Source organism: Simkaniaceae bacterium (assembly GCA_021734805.1).
In the GTDB taxonomy this organism is placed as follows: domain Bacteria; phylum Chlamydiota; class Chlamydiia; order Chlamydiales; family JACRBE01; genus Amphritriteisimkania.
The window spans coordinates 13,818-32,250 of sequence record JAIPIG010000027.1 but is presented as its reverse complement, the minus strand read 5'-3'; the positions used below and the strand labels follow the sequence as shown (position 1 = coordinate 32,250).

Annotated in this window: 14 protein-coding genes; 9 read left to right on the top strand and 5 right to left on the bottom strand. The window is 42.8% G+C overall.

All coding sequences use genetic code 11. The features are described 5' to 3' along the window. Positions 1 to 251 precede the first annotated feature (251 nt). Both aspS and K9M07_06225 read left to right on the top strand, forming a co-directional pair. Positions 252 to 2,063, top strand: a complete 1,812-nt coding sequence (gene aspS / locus K9M07_06230; GenBank protein ID MCF7852819.1) for an aspartate--tRNA(Asn) ligase — start codon at positions 252 to 254, stop codon at positions 2,061 to 2,063. A gap of 8 nt (positions 2,064 to 2,071) precedes the next feature. Continuing rightward, on the top strand, positions 2,072 to 3,355 hold the full coding sequence (locus K9M07_06225) for an MFS transporter (protein MCF7852818.1): 1,284 nt from the start codon (positions 2,072 to 2,074) through the stop codon (positions 3,353 to 3,355). A gap of 4 nt (positions 3,356 to 3,359) precedes the next feature. Here the strand turns inward: K9M07_06225 and K9M07_06220 are convergent, their stop codons facing one another. From K9M07_06220 to hrcA, 5 genes are all read right to left on the bottom strand, one after another. Then, on the bottom strand, positions 3,360 to 4,184 hold the full coding sequence (locus K9M07_06220) for an alpha/beta hydrolase (protein ID MCF7852817.1): 825 nt from the start codon (positions 4,182 to 4,184) through the stop codon (positions 3,360 to 3,362). Between the two features lies 1 nt (position 4,185). Next, entirely contained in the window at positions 4,186 to 5,433 is a 1,248-nt protein-coding gene (locus K9M07_06215) for an MFS transporter (GenBank protein ID MCF7852816.1), read from the bottom strand. 375 nt (positions 5,434 to 5,808) lie between these two features. Beyond that, a complete protein-coding gene (gene dnaK / locus K9M07_06210; protein ID MCF7852815.1) occupies positions 5,809 to 7,728 on the bottom strand; it encodes a molecular chaperone DnaK in 1,920 nt (639 codons plus the stop codon). A gap of 27 nt (positions 7,729 to 7,755) precedes the next feature. Then, positions 7,756 to 8,373: a nucleotide exchange factor GrpE gene (locus K9M07_06205; protein ID MCF7852814.1), complete on the bottom strand. Its 618-nt coding sequence runs from the start codon at positions 8,371 to 8,373 to the stop codon at positions 7,756 to 7,758. A 44-nt stretch (positions 8,374 to 8,417) separates the two neighbouring features. Next, positions 8,418 to 9,587: a heat-inducible transcriptional repressor HrcA gene (hrcA, locus tag K9M07_06200; GenBank protein ID MCF7852813.1), complete on the bottom strand. Its 1,170-nt coding sequence runs from the start codon at positions 9,585 to 9,587 to the stop codon at positions 8,418 to 8,420. A gap of 209 nt (positions 9,588 to 9,796) precedes the next feature. Here hrcA and K9M07_06195 point away from each other — a divergent pair, with 209 nt between their 5' ends. The 7 genes from K9M07_06195 to K9M07_06165 all read left to right on the top strand — a co-directional run bounded on the left by K9M07_06195 (position 9,797) and on the right by K9M07_06165 (position 18,433). Then, the gene (locus K9M07_06195) at positions 9,797 to 10,021 is read left to right on the top strand and encodes a hypothetical protein (GenBank protein MCF7852812.1); all 225 of its coding nucleotides are present in this window, start codon (positions 9,797 to 9,799) and stop codon (positions 10,019 to 10,021) included. Between the two features lie 79 nt (positions 10,022 to 10,100). Then, positions 10,101 to 11,684, top strand: coding sequence for a protein kinase (locus K9M07_06190; protein MCF7852811.1), 1,584 nt, complete (start codon positions 10,101 to 10,103; stop codon positions 11,682 to 11,684). Between the two features lie 63 nt (positions 11,685 to 11,747). Next, positions 11,748 to 12,095 (top strand): hypothetical protein, encoded by a 348-nt coding sequence (locus tag K9M07_06185; GenBank protein MCF7852810.1) that lies wholly within the window; start codon positions 11,748 to 11,750, stop codon positions 12,093 to 12,095. A gap of 122 nt (positions 12,096 to 12,217) precedes the next feature. After that, positions 12,218 to 13,681 carry a serine/threonine-protein kinase gene (locus K9M07_06180; protein MCF7852809.1) on the top strand — a complete coding sequence of 488 codons (1,464 nt, stop codon included), beginning with the start codon at positions 12,218 to 12,220 and terminating at the stop codon, positions 13,679 to 13,681. After that, positions 13,662 to 14,729, top strand: a complete 1,068-nt coding sequence (locus tag K9M07_06175) for a hypothetical protein (GenBank protein ID MCF7852808.1) — start codon at positions 13,662 to 13,664, stop codon at positions 14,727 to 14,729. The genes K9M07_06180 and K9M07_06175 overlap by 20 nt, the downstream gene beginning before the upstream one ends. 5 nt (positions 14,730 to 14,734) lie before the next feature. Then, positions 14,735 to 16,387, top strand: a complete 1,653-nt coding sequence (locus tag K9M07_06170; protein ID MCF7852807.1) for a hypothetical protein — start codon at positions 14,735 to 14,737, stop codon at positions 16,385 to 16,387. A 177-nt stretch (positions 16,388 to 16,564) separates the two neighbouring features. After that, positions 16,565 to 18,433 (top strand): protein kinase family protein, encoded by a 1,869-nt coding sequence (locus K9M07_06165; protein MCF7852806.1) that lies wholly within the window; start codon positions 16,565 to 16,567, stop codon positions 18,431 to 18,433.

Genomic DNA, 18,433 nt, shown 5'->3' with positions numbered 1-18,433 from the left:
CCGGCATCCCCGCTTGGTCGATTTACCTCACCTCTGCCTATTGTCAATAGCGCGTCGGTTCGGTAAAGGGCCTTCGGCCCGATCGACCATCGGTGCGCCGGCTTCTAAAAATTCCAACTCTTGAATCACTCCCGGTATATTCTCGGTATAATTCATTTGCTCAGGGATGTAAAGAAAAACAAGCCTTGGAAAAAAACTCGCATCTTTGAGAGAATAGTGCTCATTATTATCTATTTTTATTTTGATCTTTTATGAAAAGAATTCTCTCACGTGATTTACCTCAATTTATTGGCAATCGCATTCGTGTGCGCGGATGGATCAATAATATCCGAGCGATTGGAAAACTCAACTTTTTAATTTTAAGAGATCGTCTTGGTCTTATTCAAGTTGTCATTGAATCAAAAGAGGAGTTTGAAAAGATTAAGCAACTCTTCCCCGGATCGATTCTCACGGTTGAGGGAAGTGTCGTAGAAAATTTGTCCATTGATGCCAAGTGTGAGATGATCAATCCCATCATAACTGTCGATGTTGCCGTTAATGATCCCCCTGAAATTGAATATTATAAACCCGAAATCCCTTCCGATTTAGAATTTATTCTCGACCACCGTCCAATGGCTCTTCGGAATCGCAAATTACAGGCTGTCTTTAAAGTACAGGCTGAGATTGTCCATGCCTTTCGGACATTTATGCACGATCAGGTGGGGGCTGTTGAGTTTTTTGCGCCCGGTTTAATCGGAGCCTCATCAGAAGGGGGGGCCGAATTTTTTAATGTCGATTATTTTGGATATGAAGCAACACTCGCACAAAGTGCCCAGCTCTATAAGCAAATAATGGTCGGTGTCAATGAGCGCGTTTTTGGTCTTATGCCGTTTTTTAGGGCTGAACCATCCCATACGACACGCCATTTGACGGAAGGGAAGCAATTTGAGTTTGAAATGGGATTTTTTGATCATTGGCATGAAGTATTAGATGTTCAAGAAAACTGCATTAAAGAGATCATTAATCATCTTGAGATGCATTGTGCGCCGGAACTCACTATTCTAGGTGTTGAGCTTGCTAAAGCTCCTATGCATGTTGCTTTTCCCCGCCTCACATTTAAAGAGGCGCTTGACCTTTGTTATGAAAGAACGGGAGTGGATGAGAGAAATGAGCCCGATTTGAATCCGCAATGTGAACGAGAACTATGCAAATATGCTAAAGAAAAATTTGGAACTGACTTTATTTTCATTACAGATTGGAAAACGGAAAAACGCCCGTTTTATTCCTTTCCAAATGAGCAGGATCCAACACTTACAAATACGTTTGATCTTCTTTGTGCAGGCTCTGAGATTACCTCAGGCGGTCAACGCCGCCATACTTATGAATCTATGAGGGAAGGCATTCTTGCAAAAGAGATGAATCCCGAAAGCTTCACCGATTATTTGAGCATCTTTAAAGGGGGAATGCCCCCTCACGGCGGATTCGGAATGGGCCTTGAGCGGTTGACCATGATGCTCTTAAAGCTCCATAATATTCGCGAAGCTTCGCTGTTTCCGTCGGACACAAAGCGCATTGCTGCGAACAAAATCCGTAAAAAGATCTTCTTTGGAGCGGAAAATATCCGCAATGAAATCGTTCGCCTTCTCCGCACCAACGGGATGGCTTTTGAGCATATCGAGCATGTGGCGACATTGACGTCTGAGGACTCTGCAAAAGCGCGCCCCAATGTGGCTTTGCATGAGGGTGTTAAATCTATCATTATCAAGTCAAAGAAAAGCAAAAAGAACTTTCAGTTCAATATTCCTGCCGATTTGCGACTCGATATGAAGGCCATTTCAGAGAGGGTTGGGGAAAAATGTGAGTTTGAAGATCCTAAGATCATTGAAGAGCGCTATGGTCTTGCGGTAGGGGGGATTCCACCTTTTGGAAATCTTCTCAATATTGAAACATTTTTCGATGAAGCCATTTTAAATCATGCACAAGCTGCGTTTAATTGTGGCTTGCTGACTGAATCTATTGTGATGCAATCAAAAGATTTGGTTGCGCTTGTTTCTCCTGATATGGGAAAATTTACGAAAGAGTAGGACAATGTATGCAGGGAAAAAGAAATAGCTTTTTTGGCGCAATCATCTATATCCTTGCCGCTTTTTTCTTATTCTATGAAATGGCCCTTCAAGTCTCTCCAAGTGTGATGACGTTTGAGCTGATGGGGGATCTGCATCTCAATGCACAAAATTTAGGCGTGATGGCTGCCTTTTATTTTTATAGCTATACCTTAATGCAGATTCCCGCCGGACTCTTATTCGATCGTTTTGGGCCTCGGATATTGATTACCATTGCAACGTTTCTGATTGCTATGGGCTCTTTCTTTTTTGGAATGACTCAAACATTCGTGATGGCATCCATTGGGCGCTTTCTCATGGGAATTGGTTCCGCGTTTGCCTTTATTGGAGTGCTGACTGTTGCTGCCCGCTGGTTTTCATCGAAGTATTTTGCTTTTCTTGTTGGAATCGCTCAGTTTTTAGCGGCTATGGGTGCAATGGGAGGAGAGCTTCCTTTAGCTGCAGCCGTTAACCATATTGGATGGAGGGCGACAATTAATTTACTTGGCGTCATTGGCATCGTTTTATCTATTGTAATTGCCATTTTGATGCGCGATCGTCCCACGGACCTTCATGAAGATCACATTGCAACGCATTTTAAAATATCATCCGTTCTCAAGGAGATCTTCTTTAACGGACAGACCTATCCCATTGCTCTTTATGCTTTTTGTGGATGGGCTCCGGTTGCTGTCTTTGCCGCTCTTTGGGGCGTCCCCTATCTGATGCAGCGCTATCTGATTACAAATACGCATGCCGCTTTGATTGTTGCTATGATGTGGATTGGGCTATCCATTGCCGCCCCTCTGCTTGGCTGGTTTTCCGACCTTTTAAAACGACGCTGTTTTCTTCTGCGCGCAGCGTCTTTGCTTGGGCTTATTGTTTCTGTGATCCTCTTGTATGTGCCTTACTTGCCGCTTTGGACGAATTATATCCTCCTTTTCCTCTTCGGGTTTGCTGCTGCAGGTCAAATCCTTAGTTTTGCTCTTGTCAAAGACAATAACAGACCCTCAATCACTTCAACGGCTATTGGATTTAATAATATGGCAAACGTTGCGGGGGGAGCGCTTTTTCAGCCGCTTGTCGGTTATTTTCTTTATAAGGGATGGGATGGAGCCATGCACAATGGCATTCCGATGTATTCGATTGCCGACTATAACATGGCGCTTCTCGTTGTCCCTGCTTGCTTTTTAGTCGGGCTCATTCTCAGCAGCTTTTTTATTCGCGAAACCTATTCAAAACCTAAATTTGATCCTTATGAGGATCATCTCATTTAAGGAGTTAAATGGCGATAGTTTTGAAAGAGGGGGTGTCGCTTAAAAAAAATTCGATCATATAGTCTTGTACGATATGGGGCTTTTCGAGGACGAGTAGGTGTCCCGATTCGGGAATGTCGATGATATGAGACCCCTTAATCGCTTCATGCAAATCATAACTCTGTTCCGGCGGCGTTAAAATATCATTTTCTGCCGCGAGAATCAGGGTAGGGGTCTTGATTGTTTCAACCCATTTTTTGGAGTTGAATTTTTGAATCGCTTTTAATTGTCCTTGAAATCCCATGGGAGATTGAAAATGAGAGTGGTTGGATAGGGAGTTGAGAATGGTCTCATAGCGATCCGGTTTACAGAGATAAAAATGACTCACTCCAAGGCAGATATATTGTTTGACAATGACTTCTCGTGCGGCGCGCACGGCATAGAGTTCGTTGATTACATCTAAAGCAATATGGAATGGCTTTTGGAATTGAATGGCGGTTGTAGCTAAAATCGCTTTTAGAAATAAATCCGGATGCTCAGCGAGGAGTTTTTGAGCAATGGCTCCTCCAAGAGAAAATCCAAATAGATGCATTTGACTCCAGTTTAAATAGTGGAGCACTTTAGCGATCTCATTGGCCATTTGATCTATAGTATAATCGCCGTCGGGCGCGCTACTCAAGCCACTCCCTTTGATATCTAAAATGAGAATTTCAAAACGGTGTTTGAGTCCGTCGATAAAAAATTGTAGAAGGCGCACATCAGAGGCAATACCGGGAATAATGAGTAGTTTTTCCCCTTTGCCATGGACTTCATAATAGAAATCTAAAGAACCGATTTTAGCGATGGGCATATTATTTTTCCTCTCTGAGAGTTGGGATCATCATAAAAAGACCAATGAGCATGAGGACAAAAACAACAGACATGCCCAGCCTCTCAGAATGGGTGATGCGTGTTAGAGTTGCAACAAAAAAAGGAGCAATAAAGGAGGTGACCTTCCCTGATAGGGCGTAGAGGCCAAACATTTGCGACATCATTTCTTTAGGGGCGAGATGAGCCATGAAACTTCTCGATGCAGACTGAACGGGACCGATAAACAGGCCTAAAGAGAGGGCAATCATCCAGAAAATCCACTTGTCAAACATGCACACAATCGTAAAACCAAGCACGATGAGGCAAATAAGTGAGAGGAAGATCATCTTTGCACTCCCAATCTTATCATCGACCTTCGCAAGTAAAAAAGCCCCAAGGCCTGCAGAAACATTCATCGAAATACCAAATAAAAGGAGTTCTTCAAAGCGCATATCGAAAAGCACTGCAGCAAAGACCCCACCTAAACTCAGGAGTGTATTGATGGCATCGGTATAGATGAGGCGTGCGATAAGAAATTGAAACATCTTCTTATGTTGGCGCGCGCTCCTCAATGTGGTAAAAACATTTTTTATGCCGTCTCTCACAACATGTTCAGGCTTGTGTTCAAATAAATAGCGGTCCTTCACATAGAAGAAAAAAGGAGAACAAAAGATGATCATCCATACGGCAGCCATGAGGCTTGTGAGGCGAATATTCAGAGCATGATCTTTAGGGATCATTCCCCCTTGTATAAAAAAGATAAGTGCTGCAATGAGGGCAAAAAGTCCGCCAACATATCCCGATCCCCATCCATATCCCGAAATTTCACCGAGTATTTTGCGTGGGGCAATGAGGGGTAAATATGAATTATAAAAGACCTGATTCACCTCGACAAGGGTGTTAGCGGCAACAAACATGAGAATCGCAAAATAGAGATAACTCGGATAGGGCTGTGCAAAGAAGAGTGCGGCAGTACAAATAATCGAAAAAAATGTGAAAACAAAAAGCCAGGGCTTTTTTTTGGAAGTTTGATCGGCAATGGATCCGAGAAAAGGAGAGGCAATAGCAACAAGGAGTCCTGAAAAGCTCAGAGCCCATCCAAAGCCGGCAATGCCTTCAATATCAGTCACTGCAATCATCCGAGCAAAATAAGCGCTGAAGATAAAGGTGACAATGATTGTTGAAAAAGCCGATTGGCCAAAATCAAAAAAACACCAAGCTAAAATTTCTTTTCTGCGGTTTTTTTGCATGCAATATTATCTCATTTTTTTATGAAGTTCCAGTAGGTCAACTTCAGGATCTATAAAGGACTTTAACAACCACAGAGAGAACAGAGTACACAGAGAAAAATCAAGAAAATGCGCATTCCGGTGTCTCTGTGAGCTCTGTGCTCTCTGTGGTAAAAACTAATAATGAGCATGTTAGGTAAAAATGAATTATGCAACAACGCCATTCTAATTATTTCTTTATTCTAAAGGGATCAAACCAAGTCATCATAAAGCTCCGAATCCGTCATTCTTGCAAATGTAAATCAATTCTTCAATTTATTTCGGTATAAATTGCTAAAAAAAACCCACAGCTAATTGCTGTGGGTTTTTTTGCGATAAAAGAGTGTGATTGAAGGCTTATTCTTCGTCGAGGACTTCGACTTCGGCTTCTTCAATGTTCTCTTTTTTGCTCTCTTTTTGCTCATGAGATCTCGGCTCTTGGCCTCCCGCAGTTGGGTTGGCTCCACCTTGAGACATGTGCTGGCCGATTTTTTGGATCGTGTTGTTCAGTTCATCCGTCGTTTTTTTAATACGATCGGTATCATTCGATGAGATGGCATTTTTCACATCATCAATTTTACCTTGGATTTCTTGAGCAACATCGCCGGGAATTTTATCCTTGTAGTCTTTCAAAGCTTTTTCAGCGCGGAAGACAAGAGCATCGGCGTTGTTTTTTGTTTCAACGCTCTCTTTTTTCTTTTTATCTTCTTCTTTATGCGCTTCAGCATCTTTGACCATACGATTGATCTCGTCATCGCTAAGACCTGATTTTGCTTCGATACGGATCTTTTGCTCTTTATTGCTGCCGAGATCTTTTGCAGAGACGTGCATGATTCCGTCGGCATCGATGTCAAAAGAGACTTCGATTTGCGGTGTACCACGTGCTGCCGGAGGGATCTCGGTTAAGTCAAAGCGACCGATTTCCTTGTTGTCCGATGCCATTTGGCGCTCCCCTTGAAGGACAACGATGGTGACGGCAGGTTGATTGTCTGCAGCTGTTGAAAAGACTTGTTTTTTCTGAACGGGGATGGTCGTATTGCGCTCGACAATTGGAGTCATCACGCCACCTAGCGTTTCAATCCCGAGTGTTAGAGGGATAACATCGAGAAGGAGAACATCTTTAACATCTCCACCCAGAACACCACCTTGAATCGCAGCACCGATCGCAACAACCTCGTCGGGGTTGACACCTTTATGAGGCTCGCGGTTAAAGATTTCTTTCACTTTCTCTTGAACGCGGGGCATACGAGACATTCCACCAACGAGGATGACGTCATCAATTTGAGAAGTAGAGAGCCCTGAATCTTTGAGCGCTTTTTGGCAAGGCGCAATGCAGCGATCGATTAAATCAGCTGTCAACTCTTCGAGTTTTGAGCGTGTCAAAGTGAGCGCTAAGTGTTTGGGGCCCGATGCATCCATCGTGATGAATGGTTGGTTAATCTCAGTTTGATGGGTTCCCGAAAGTTCAATTTTTGCCTTTTCAGCCGCATCTTTAAGGCGTTGAAGCGCCATTTTATCTTGAGATAAGTCAATGCCATGCTCATTTTTAAACTCTTTAAGGAGCCAGTGGATGAGTGCGTTGTCAAAATCATCTCCACCAAGGTGGGTATCACCGTTTGTAGAGAGAACTTCAAAAACACCGTCCCCAATCTCTAAGATCGAAATATCAAAGGTTCCTCCACCGAGATCGAATACGGCAATTTTTTGGTCTTTGCCTTGTTTGTCAAGTCCATAAGCGAGAGCGGCAGCTGTCGGCTCGGGAATGATTCTCTTGACGTTGAGACCGGCAATTTTACCGGCATCTTTTGTTGATTGACGCTGAGAGTCATTGAAGTAAGCGGGAACGGTAATCACCGCTTCAGTCACTTCTTCCCCAAGATAGTTTTCAGCCGTTTCTTTCATTTTGATGAGAATTTGAGCTGCAACTTCTTCGGGGGATACTTCTTTGCCGTCAATTTCAAATGCGGCATCGCCATTGCTATTGGCAACGACTTTATAGGCAACAGTTTGTGTTTCGTTTTGGATTTCTGCTGCTTTGCGTCCGATAAAACGCTTTGAAGAAGCAATCGTTCTCTCGGGATTTGTGACGGCTTGACGCTTAGCGGGAATTCCAACCAATCGCTCGGCACCTTTATAAGCGACGATCGATGGGGTTGTGCGTGTTCCTTCCGCATTGGCGATAACCTTAGCTTGACCACCTTCCATTACGGCGACGCAAGAGTTGGTGGTTCCGAGGTCGATTCCAATGATTTTTCCTGACGATTTTTTTTTAGTCATCGTATCTCTCCATTTTTTTTATATCATTTATAAATTGTCTGTTGAAGAAGGGGCTTCGCTTGTCGCTTTGGGTTTTTTAGCGACTTTAACGCGAGCCACTCGAATGATCCGATCTCCTCGTTTATATCCGCACAAAAATTCTCGAACGATCATATCTTCTTCATGTTGGTTGGTCTCTTCCACTTCTACGGCTTCGTGCAAGTTGGCGTCGAAGCGCGATCCTTCACTGTGAAATGGGGTGACGCCATGTGTTGACAACACGTCTTTGAACTGGTTGAGTAACATTGCAAATCCATGGGCCCAATTACGGGTTTCAGGCGACATCTGATCGGTGAATCCGAGGGCATTTTCAAAGTTGTCAATGGGTGTTAAAAACTCGAGTAAAATATTTTCAGCAGCAAATTTAGTCATTTCCTGCTTTTCCTTCTGTAGACGCTTGCGCATATTTTCAAGTTCGGCTAGGCACATAAAGTACTTCTCTTTAAATTCGCGCGCCTCTTTTTCCAATTGCTGCATCGCTTCAACATGAAGATTTTCCGTTTTGAAAGATTCTGTTTCTTCATCTGTAGAGACTTCTTCATGACTTTGTATTGTAGGAGTCTCTTCCTTTTCTTCTTCAGGTATGTTGGTCTTCTTATCGCTCATTAAAACTCCTGAGGATTTTGGTTTTAAAAAATCTTGTTGGCCGCTTAACTCTCCTCTGAATCTGGGAGATTGCAGCTTGGCCTCTGTTCAATTAACATTTGGTTGCTCCCCGATGTGATTTCAAAGTGGTTCGGGTGGGGATTGCGGTATGAGATTTTAAATTTATAAAGAGTTTTTGTTAAGGATTGACTGATCATTTTCGAAAAAGTTTTCAAAGTCGCAAAAATATGAGGGTAATCCATCCTCTCCGCTCCCAAAATGGCCACTGCACCAACGGCATTGTGATGTAAATAATAGGGCATAGCAACAAGGGCAGTTCCCCCTGAACGGACATAAGGCTCGAGCTGAGATCCAATCCAAAACTTTAATCCGTTGGAGCGGAAGCAATCATTTAATAAGGAGCGGATAAAGGCGCTGCTCTCAAAAAGAGATAAACTGCTCGACAACGTATTGATATCTTTAAATTCGCGCTGATTGAGCAACTTGGAAAATCCGCTCTTATAAATATCTTCCCGGTCGAAATTATTATAAGTGATAATATGACGGAGCAGTGCTTCGTTGTAGATTTGGTTTGCGAAAATGGCCTCTTCTTTAGAGAGGTCGGGTGTTTCATTTGATTGGGTGAGGCGGATGCGGAAATAGTCTTCAATGCGCTTGAGCGAAAAGTGGCTCAATTTTTGAGGGGAGTAGATCGTTTCGGTATGGACAAACCCAAATTCTGTGATCAGAACGCAAAGAAGTCGATTGTTGTCGAGTGAGAGGAGTTTAATTTGATTGATAAAGTCTTGATCAAATCGAGGGGCGAGCATAAAACACGCACAGCCCGTTAATTCGGAAAGGGCTTCAAGTCCTTGCTGCAAATAAGAGGAGATTTCGCGCACATTGCGCTCGAGAATCGATTTGAGAAAGAGAGTGTCTTCTTGGGAGAGTTCCTTAGCTCCCTTATAGGTGTGGGCATAAAGTTGGTAGGCGCGCTCACTCGGTAGGCGACCACCGGAGGTGTGGTGTTGGATCAAATACCCTTCCTCTTCTAATGAGGCAAAGTAGTTGCGTATAGTGGCTGAGCTGAGTTCTGAGAAGCGATAGTCTTTTAAAGTGTTCGATCCAACGGGGATTCCTGTCTGAATATAGAGCTCCACTAGGCTGAGAAGGACAGCTCTTTCTCGTTCATTTTTAGTTGGTTTAGAGCGTGAAGTGGTTTTGTGATGTGGCAATTTCAAACCTCATTTGCTAACTCATCTAGCCATTGTAGCAAAAGTGATTTCACAAATCAAGTTTTTTTAGCACTCTAACCCTTAGATTGCTGAAATTTTGGCTTAAAAATCATAAACATCTAAAAACAAGCTATTAAAATATATTTGACTATTTTATTCACAAAAACCACCCTTTTATGATTAGTTAAAGATAACTCAAGGAGAAGAATATGGTTAGAGAAGTAGGTCCTCCCACTCATCAGTATTCACCATTGCCCCCGGAGCAAGATCAGCCTCCGCTTGGTGCGAGCCTATTAGCAAGAATGGGGGCGCCGTTCAAAAAAGAGCCTGAATCTTTAAAGAATCGAGTACAGGCAGAGAAACAAACGCCTCAGGATAAAGCGCTGGCAAAACGTTTTCCTGACCTGGCGCGGGGATCTCTTCGAAAAGAATAGTTTTTTTTTGATTCATGCAATAAATGGTGTATTGGAGTAAACTATTTGCCTTTGATTATTCTTTTCGGAGGCAAAAAGCATGTTCCCTTTATCATCAGTCATTTCCCCATCCGGTTCTTATACGATAGGGGCTGAGCCGTATTCTGATGCATCGGGATCTTCGCTTGGAAACAGTCCGGTGTCGAGTGATAGTGTAGAGTCATTTAATGATGCCATGCCAATCAGGGAAAAGAGGGGACGAGAGGGGGATATAGCCGGTGAGAGCAGCTCTAAGCGCTTTGATATGATCCCGAGTTATGAGGGCTCTTCTTTTAGAACGCGTGAAGAGGAGATTGCTTCCATTGATCCGTTAGGGTGTTTAAACTACCCCCATATTTTAGAGCGGTTGAGAGAATTATCCGATCAGTTGCGCGGGATGTTTTTTATTCCCCTGTATCTCAATCCCGAAATCACCTCTGTTTTTATTTCCCGCTCTCGTGAGATGAAAGATCTGCATGCAAAAATGGGTGTGCAAATCGCGCAGATTGAAATGGGCAATGAAAATCGGTTTTATCGTCGAAATGAACTCCTTAATTTGCAAACGGAAGTGCTTAAATTTAGACGAATTTATGCAGCCATGGAGTTATATCAACGCCACGCAATGGTGATTCACACTCTCTGTTTTGATTCCTGTTATCGCCCCTTTGATTCTCAATTTTCTTATTACATGAGGGAGTTAAAGACACACCCTCTCTTTATCGAGGTCATTAAAGCAACCTGCCGGCCCTTTATAAGAAAAAGCGCCACCATTCTGAGTGTCAACTCACACAAGACCCATGCCGTAGTTTATAATTACACGATATCAATCATCAATCCTGTAACTAAAAAAGAGAAAAAAGTAGCAGAAGTAGCGATCAAAATGTTCCGGGCGGTATACGCCGATCCGGCATTTACGCGCATGATTCAAAATAGCTTTGAAGCAGAGGTTTATTCTTTAAGTGTATTGAGTCAAGTCGATGGAGTGGCAGAGCTTATTTTTGCAAAGCGTCCCAAATTAGATAAAGGGGAGGTTAGCTATGAGATTGTAACAAAAAAATATTTCAGCGACATCGCCCATGAAATGCAGAATGGAAATCTTTTGAAAAGTAAATTTTTTCACCACTATCTTCCGCAACTGCTGTCTGCAGTAAAGAGCATCCACGCTCATGGTATTGTCCATAGCAATTTAAAGCCGGCTAATTTTTTTATCACGGAAGATCAACAATTAAAAATTGGGGACTTTGCTCTAGCGACTGAGTGTGGAAAAAAGCCGGCCGGTGGAAATGGTTTGTATAATGCTCCTGAAGTCACTGAATGGCGAGCAGATGGAAATTTGCATGTTCGGCATGAAGCAAAAGCCGGATACGAGCAAGATGTATGGTCCATTGGGATGATTGTGCTCATCATGATCGATCCCTCTATAAAAAGGCATGTTTATAAACAATTGATGCATGGGATGGTGCAAGAAGATATGGATGCGATATGTAAATTCGTCTTGATTTCCAAAACAGATCAATTTTTTAAGTACAATGATCCGGAAAAGAAGCGGGACGGCATATTAAAAAAGGTGCTTGAAAGAACACTTAGGATTGATCCACGACAAAGAGTTTCCGTAAATGAGCTTTTACTATTATTCCGGATATAAAATGAGTGATTTTAATTTCTTTTAAAATTATAATCTTTTGCAATTATAACGGGAGTGATATCTATGGCTAACGCATTAAATTTTCCACAACGCAATGCTCTTCCGCTGAGGGCGCCAACTATTTCGGATTGTGCTCCATTTCCTCATCCGTCAACTGTAGAAGGTAGTGCTGCAAGTGCAGCCGGTAGTGATGATATAGCAAGAACGCCTGAGGTCGGTGTCGAAATGGATGACTCAGAGCAGCTTAATCATTTATTAATAGGGCTTCGAGAAAATATTGAATTAGGTGGAGCCACCCCTCACTTACGATGGATGGCAAGAGACTTTTATCGTGACATCGAAGCGATTTTAGAGAGGAATCCCGGTTATCGCGATCGGTTACCTCTTTTGCCGGATTGGATAACAGAGTAAAGCATATACCGCTCGTCATTCAAGAGTTGTTTTTTTTAAACCCCTCTTGTCGAATAGTTATTCTCTTTAAAGAGTCTTTTCTTTAAAATAGTTCCTTTTCTATTCAAAATTAAGGTGAATCAATGGCTTCTATCTCACGTCGCCTATTAGTTCCTCCTCCTCTCAATATAAGAGTGAAGCGCCCAAGAGAAGACGAGAGGGAATCATCTCCTTCGAGGAGCAAATTGATTTTCGGGGAAGATCCCGAGAAACAGATAGAAGGGGTTTTGGGTGAATTGGAAGATATTTATAAAAAAACGGCCGGGTGGAATACGTTTCAAGAAAATTTCCCGGATATTCTGAGTGTTCACGATCTTCCCAAGCAAATTGAGGTTTGTGATGGATTCTATGCTCCCATTCGAAGGCTTTTATATGAGATCAAAGCTGATAGTTGGATCAAAACGATGTGTAGCACGTCTGAGCTAGGTAAAAAGTTTTTTGAGATGAGAGAAAGCGTTGAAAATCGATTGACTGCGATTGAGCTTATGTCGGGGCATTTGCGTGCTGTAGGTCAAGCTTTTGAAGAAAGTCTTGTTAAATCTTCAATTACAAGGGTTCCCGTTTCACCCGGTTTTAAGAAATGGATTCACTATGTTTCAGTGAATGGGATACCAACATGTCACCGTTGCTGTGGTTTTGGAGGATGGGGTCGGGTCAATACCGTTTTAGTAGACAGCGAAGAGATAGCGATTAAAACGCCAAATGATCAGACCGGTCGAGCAAGCACGCGTGCGGTATTTCTTCATGAGATCGCGATGAATTTATTTGCGCTCGTCAAACGAATTCCTCATTCGAGTCCATTTATGGGAGGATTTGTACCGAGAGAGGCTGCTCAGGCACTTACTTTCTTTGAGGATTATCATCTGTTTTTTAAAGGGTGTAAAGGTGATTTGATTGATTGCATAAAGCCTAGCCATTCAATTCTTGGTCCGGCGCCTTCAGATCGAATGAAATCTTTTCTTTGTCTTTTTAGCCAGATTCTCGTTTTTTTAAAGCATTTACATCGTCTGGGAAAAGTGCATGGCGATCTATCACTTGAAAATATTTTAAGAGATGGGGAATTTATCTATGTAGCGGATCTCGGTTCCTTATCCAATCCTCATGAGACGATTAAATGGGGATATAAGTCGTCATATCTTTCACCTGAAAATGCCGGAATTGATCATGGGAACGGTGATGTTTTAATGGAGGGTGCTCGATTCTCTACCGAGTCTGATATGTGGGCTGTCGGAGTCATGTTATTTATGGCGCTTTCTTTGCAGATGCCCTTTGATGAGATCATTGGTACCGAGCAATTTTTTGACTCGGCAAGTATTTTTCGGACATGGTCTCGTCTTTATGAAAAAGAGCATCCGGATTTTATAGGATATGGCGTCGATCCCGGTTCTACAAGAGAAGATCCGCGCGGAGTCTGTTATCACATCTTTGAAGCTTTATTTCAGAGTAATCCCGTTGAAAGAGCAACGGCTAGTCAGATTCTTTCTATGGAAGAATTTAAACCCTTCGTGAATGAAAAAGGAGATATCGATGCAACCGCTTCGTCCTAATACTTGTCCCTTATGGGGTCCAACTGAAGATGCTGAGCCTTCTTATGATTTAGATGCATCGCCTCGTCCTCTATTTAGTGGACTTCCTCCCATGCCTGAGCCTAAAGCAGATTGCCCTATCGCTGCGAAACGGGACTTGATAAGAAGTATCGCAGTTTTGAGGCATAGCCGGATATTTGCAACGGAGATTTGGCCTTCAAAAGAGAGTTGGCCGACGCATTTAACTTTAAGGGTGGCGCAGTGTTGGCTAGCCTCATTGAGTCGAATCCGCGCTTATGTCGCACAGGCTATTCAAAAAGTTAACGATACCGTCTGTCTTTGGCCTAAAGAGCTTATTGATGAGATTAAAGGGGCCGAGCCGGATCTCAAGCGTCAATTTGATTGTGAGATGGGTATTCTTAGCGGTTTATATAAAGCAAGTACGGTCTATATACGCCATTTGAGAGCAGTTCATGAGCTTCTTCAATTATGCCCCGCTATAGAGTCTATTCCCGTTTCCCCGTTACTTCATCGATATATCGATTGCCTCTTAGTTGAGGACAAACAACCGATTGATATGGAAGAAATAGCAAAAGATATGTATCACATTGCTTATCGTATTCAATGTAAGGACAGTCGGGGCATTTTCGCATTTGAGTTAAGATCGGCACATCCTTGTTCCCTTCTGGATCCCTATGATAAATATAGGTACGCCAAAGGCACTGCACGCGATTTTATGCTAAGGTTTCTACCGGCATCCCATTCTAAATATGGATCCTTGTCGGAGGTTGTTTTTTTGACTTTGCCTTCTTGGTATTCAAGAACACTTTTAGAAGAAGAAAAGGACTATCCGTTAGATCGTATCATAACAACTGTTTTTCAAGTTGCCACTTGTGAAATTCCAACAGATCCCACTGACGCTTCGCGCAGTCGAGAGCTAAGTTCTTCCGGCGTTTCCGAGGGCGAACAAACCACCGTTATCTTTACGGAGGAATTCCCTCCAACATTTTCTTTTTCAAGAAGTTGTAGCCGAGAGGGAATGGCTGAAGATTCCCAAAGTACGGAGTGAAAAATATGCACGTTGTATTGTGTTCCATTCAGTCACCTATTGATTTTGCATTGCAGTATGAAAGAGACGTTTCTAGGGCAATAAAAACGATCAACAAGTGCGTTAAAAATCTTTTAATAGCCTGGAATGATCGTTGGAAGCATGGGTATGACGGTTTAAAAGAAGAGAGGGTGCATCAGCGCCTTGATTATTATGAAACGCTCTTGAGGTCAGTGCGCGATGATCTTGAGATGAGTCAAGAGAGTCTTGGGAAGTATCCGATAGAAGGGCTTCAAAAAATGGGGGTTCTCAATTTTGGGAGGGATTTTGATGCAACGCGATCTAGAGCGATAACGCTCTCGCAACAAATTGAGCAATTAAAGGTCACTCTGATTGCCGAAAGAGACTTTCGTAGCGCATCTCATACCCTTGAAGAGGCTCTCATTAAAACTAGAGATCCATGGCTTGCCGGTGATCGTCTATTTCCCTCTCCAATTAAAAGAGACCAACTCAGCAAATGCTTAAGGGTTTATCAAGCGCATTTGACTTCAGTAGGAGAAAAGCTCCTTTTCACGCAAAGCCAATTGGAAAACTACTCAGAAGCTTACCGTGAAAGGTATGCTTTGGATGGGCCTACGATCGATGCCTATCAAAAAGTCCGTTCTAAAGCCGGTCAAATTTTCGATGCTCTCGATTTATGCCGAGGATTTTTAAGTGCTGCCGAGGGTGCTTTTCGCCATCCCACATGGCCAAGAGGTCTTGATTCGATTTCAGTATCCCCACTATTTATGCAGATGATTAAACAGGTGATTGAACGGGGCTTGCCCACAGAAAATCGCTATGCAGCAGAAGAGAGATTAAATGCAGGGATAAGTAGTCGCGTCACAGTTTTTCGATTAGGTGAAACTGATATTGCTTTAAAAACGGGGCGCTACGAACGTAATAGCCTCATGCTAGAAAATGAATATGCCGTTCATATGGCGCTACAAACGTTTAAAGTGAGCCATATTGTGGAATTGGTTTTTTGTTATAAACCGGACCGGAGCAGATATGAAAAACACCCTTTTGCAAAAGGGTATCATTTGGCTACGCGGTTTTGTGAGCGTGATTTATTTGAGTATGCGCTGCAACCGTCTCTCACATTAGACGATAGGAAGCAATCCATTCAGATTTTTGCTAAAATGCTACATGCATTGCACGAGATGCATGAGCGAGGGTATGTCTATTTTGATCATTGTTTGGAAAATACCTTTATGCAGGGAAGAGAGCCTCACTTTGGAGACTTTGGTCATACGGGTCGTGTTGAAATGAGAAGGGCGCTGAAATGCCGCAGCGAAACGATTTCTCCCGAGCTACAATGGGGGCAAAGTCAAGGAGATATTGTCACTTATTGTAAGGCAGCTGATGTTTGGGCACTCGGGGTCACATTCATGACCTTCCTGTCTCAAAGACGTCCCTTTCATGATAGATTTATTGAATCGCACGACTTTTATTCCCAAAGAAAAATTGATCAATGCTGGCAATTGCTCTATCATCCGGGGATATCGGAGCCGATTTTACATAAGATTGATCCGGATAAAAGCCTATTCTATCCTATATTTGAGAGGATCTTTGTCAGAGATTTCAGAAAGAGGGCGACAACCGCTGAACTCCTTGCTATGCCGATCATAAGAGGTTGACTCTTAGATGTTTAGTTAAATAGACGTCAAGTATCTAATTGTAAGTGATTTGTGTAAAAATAAGCTCTTTTTGCTTAACTATACATTAAATATTTTAATATCACCTAACTTTGTAATTAATTAATTCTCATTTGTGTTATTATATCTATGATATTTTAATGAAAATGAGAGTTTTTTATGGTTTTTAGTTGCTGTGGGTTAAAGGGGAGTCCACCCGCCATTCGACCCGATCTCGCACCTCCAATGCTTAGAGGAGAACTTGCCACTGATGAAGGGAGTGGCGCTAGCCGGGAAGTTAGCCCAAATTCTCCACTAGAGCAAAGAATAGATGCTGTTTCTGTCATTACCTTTGCACAAGCAGCTCAACGACCCATCACCGGATTGCGAACAGGTATAGAGTCACCTCATCCTTCATCCGTAACAACGCAACCGGGCGATGAGGGTGGATGTTGTTTAGGAAGGGGAGAGCCCCTTGCATATCGCCCTCAAGATGTGCTAGGAGCCTTCCCACTTTCCGGGTCACCTCATTCTTCGTCTGTAACAACACAGCCGGGAGATGAGGGTGGATGTTGTTTAGGAAGGGGCGAGCCTCTTGCAGATCGTCCTCAAGATGTGCTAGATGCCTTCCCACTTTCCGGGTCACCTCATTCTTCGTCTGTAACAACACAGCTGGGAGATGAGGGTGGATGTTGTTTAGGAAGGGGCGAGCCTCTTGCAGATCGTCCTCAAGATGTGCTAGATGCCTTCCCATTTTCACGTTCACATCATCCTTCATCTTTAACGACACAACCGGGAGATGCCAGTGAATGTTGTTTAGGGAGGGGAGCGCCTGCTGCAGATCGCCCTCAACGTATCCGATATGAGATTGAGCCACTTCCATTGCTTGTAAAAAAAAAGGAAATAAATGGACTCATTGATCGCTATCGTCGTCAGCTTGATAAAGTGGAAAGAGATTTAGAACAACAACAAGTTAGAATTCCAAAGCAAAGAACGGATGGTTTCTCAGCAGCAAGCAATAAGGCTATCAATGCGCGCGAAGCAATTCAAATGCTTATTGAGCATCTGAGACACTGTAGAGAAATTATGAGAACGCGCTATCGGCTTGATATTAGTGAATATCCTATTGATGAAAAAGTGAATCTATTGGCTCGGACTATTTGTGAGAATGGGTATCCTCGTCAATCTAAGTTAAAAAAGGGGAGCTGTGCTTCCGTATATCGTATTGATTTAAGGGGAGGAGGAGCACCTCAGGATAAGATAGCGCTTAAAAGAGAGAATGATAGGCATTATCATGAAGCAGAAATGCTGATGTGGATGGCTGCTAAAAGAGTTGACGGCGTTGTTCGACCTGTTTTTATTGATTCAAGAAAAGATAGAAAAATGATTGGAATGGAGCTATGTGATTGCGATTTACACACTCGTTATGCCTCTTCCAAAACACGATTAACAACACGAACATTAAAAAACTTTCTATATGATTTTTGTGATGTTTTGAGGACGCTTGATCGATTGCACACCGATCTCAATATTGTGCATGGGGATTTGAAGTTATGTAATCTTTTAAAACAAGGTGATCAGGTTAAAATAGCAGATTTTGGGGGGGCTGCTCGAAAAGGCGAGAGAATGAGCGTTGCGACTAATAGATATTTACCTCCTGAGTACCCTAATGGGAAATTGCCGGGATTTACCAATCAACTCAATCCTACTATGGATATCTGGGCAATGGGTGTGATGGCCTTTGAAGTGCTTTTCCATTGTCCTTTTGCACATCAAGAATTAGTAACCCAGGAAGCAATTGATGCAGAGATTATCGGAAAAGTAACCGCATTTGAAGGCGCAACGCGATCAGAGCTCATTGGAATCTATAGGGATTTAATAGGACGCATTTTAAGGATTGATCCTAAAGAGAGGCCAACCGCAAGAGAAATTCTTGAGATGAAGGAATTGGGACCCTATTTGCGTCGACCTTTTATGGTAAATGAGTCAAGTGCTGCGGCAGCTACCGTTGAAAGACCGGCTGCATCCGGAGCGGGAGAGGAGGAATAA

Bases quoted from the DNA above. Each gene is read 5' to 3' on its own strand.
- K9M07_06220 (MCF7852817.1), bottom strand. From the start codon at position 4,184: ATGCCCATCGCTAAAATCGGTTCTTTAGATTTCTATTATGAAGTCCAT.
- K9M07_06185 (MCF7852810.1), top strand. From the start codon at position 11,748: ATGGCTAACGCATTAAATTTTCCACAACGCAATGCTCTTCCGCTGAGG.
- K9M07_06205 (MCF7852814.1), bottom strand. From the start codon at position 8,373: ATGAGCGATAAGAAGACCAACATACCTGAAGAAGAAAAGGAAGAGACT.
- aspS (MCF7852819.1), top strand. From the start codon at position 252: ATGAAAAGAATTCTCTCACGTGATTTACCTCAATTTATTGGCAATCGC.
- K9M07_06215 (MCF7852816.1), bottom strand. From the start codon at position 5,433: ATGCAAAAAAACCGCAGAAAAGAAATTTTAGCTTGGTGTTTTTTTGAT.
- K9M07_06225 (MCF7852818.1), top strand. From the start codon at position 2,072: ATGCAGGGAAAAAGAAATAGCTTTTTTGGCGCAATCATCTATATCCTT.
- K9M07_06170 (MCF7852807.1), top strand. From the start codon at position 14,735: ATGCACGTTGTATTGTGTTCCATTCAGTCACCTATTGATTTTGCATTG.
- K9M07_06165 (MCF7852806.1), top strand. From the start codon at position 16,565: ATGGTTTTTAGTTGCTGTGGGTTAAAGGGGAGTCCACCCGCCATTCGA.
- K9M07_06195 (MCF7852812.1), top strand. From the start codon at position 9,797: ATGGTTAGAGAAGTAGGTCCTCCCACTCATCAGTATTCACCATTGCCC.
- K9M07_06190 (MCF7852811.1), top strand. From the start codon at position 10,101: ATGTTCCCTTTATCATCAGTCATTTCCCCATCCGGTTCTTATACGATA.
- dnaK (MCF7852815.1), bottom strand. From the start codon at position 7,728: ATGACTAAAAAAAAATCGTCAGGAAAAATCATTGGAATCGACCTCGGA.
- K9M07_06175 (MCF7852808.1), top strand. From the start codon at position 13,662: ATGCAACCGCTTCGTCCTAATACTTGTCCCTTATGGGGTCCAACTGAA.
- K9M07_06180 (MCF7852809.1), top strand. From the start codon at position 12,218: ATGGCTTCTATCTCACGTCGCCTATTAGTTCCTCCTCCTCTCAATATA.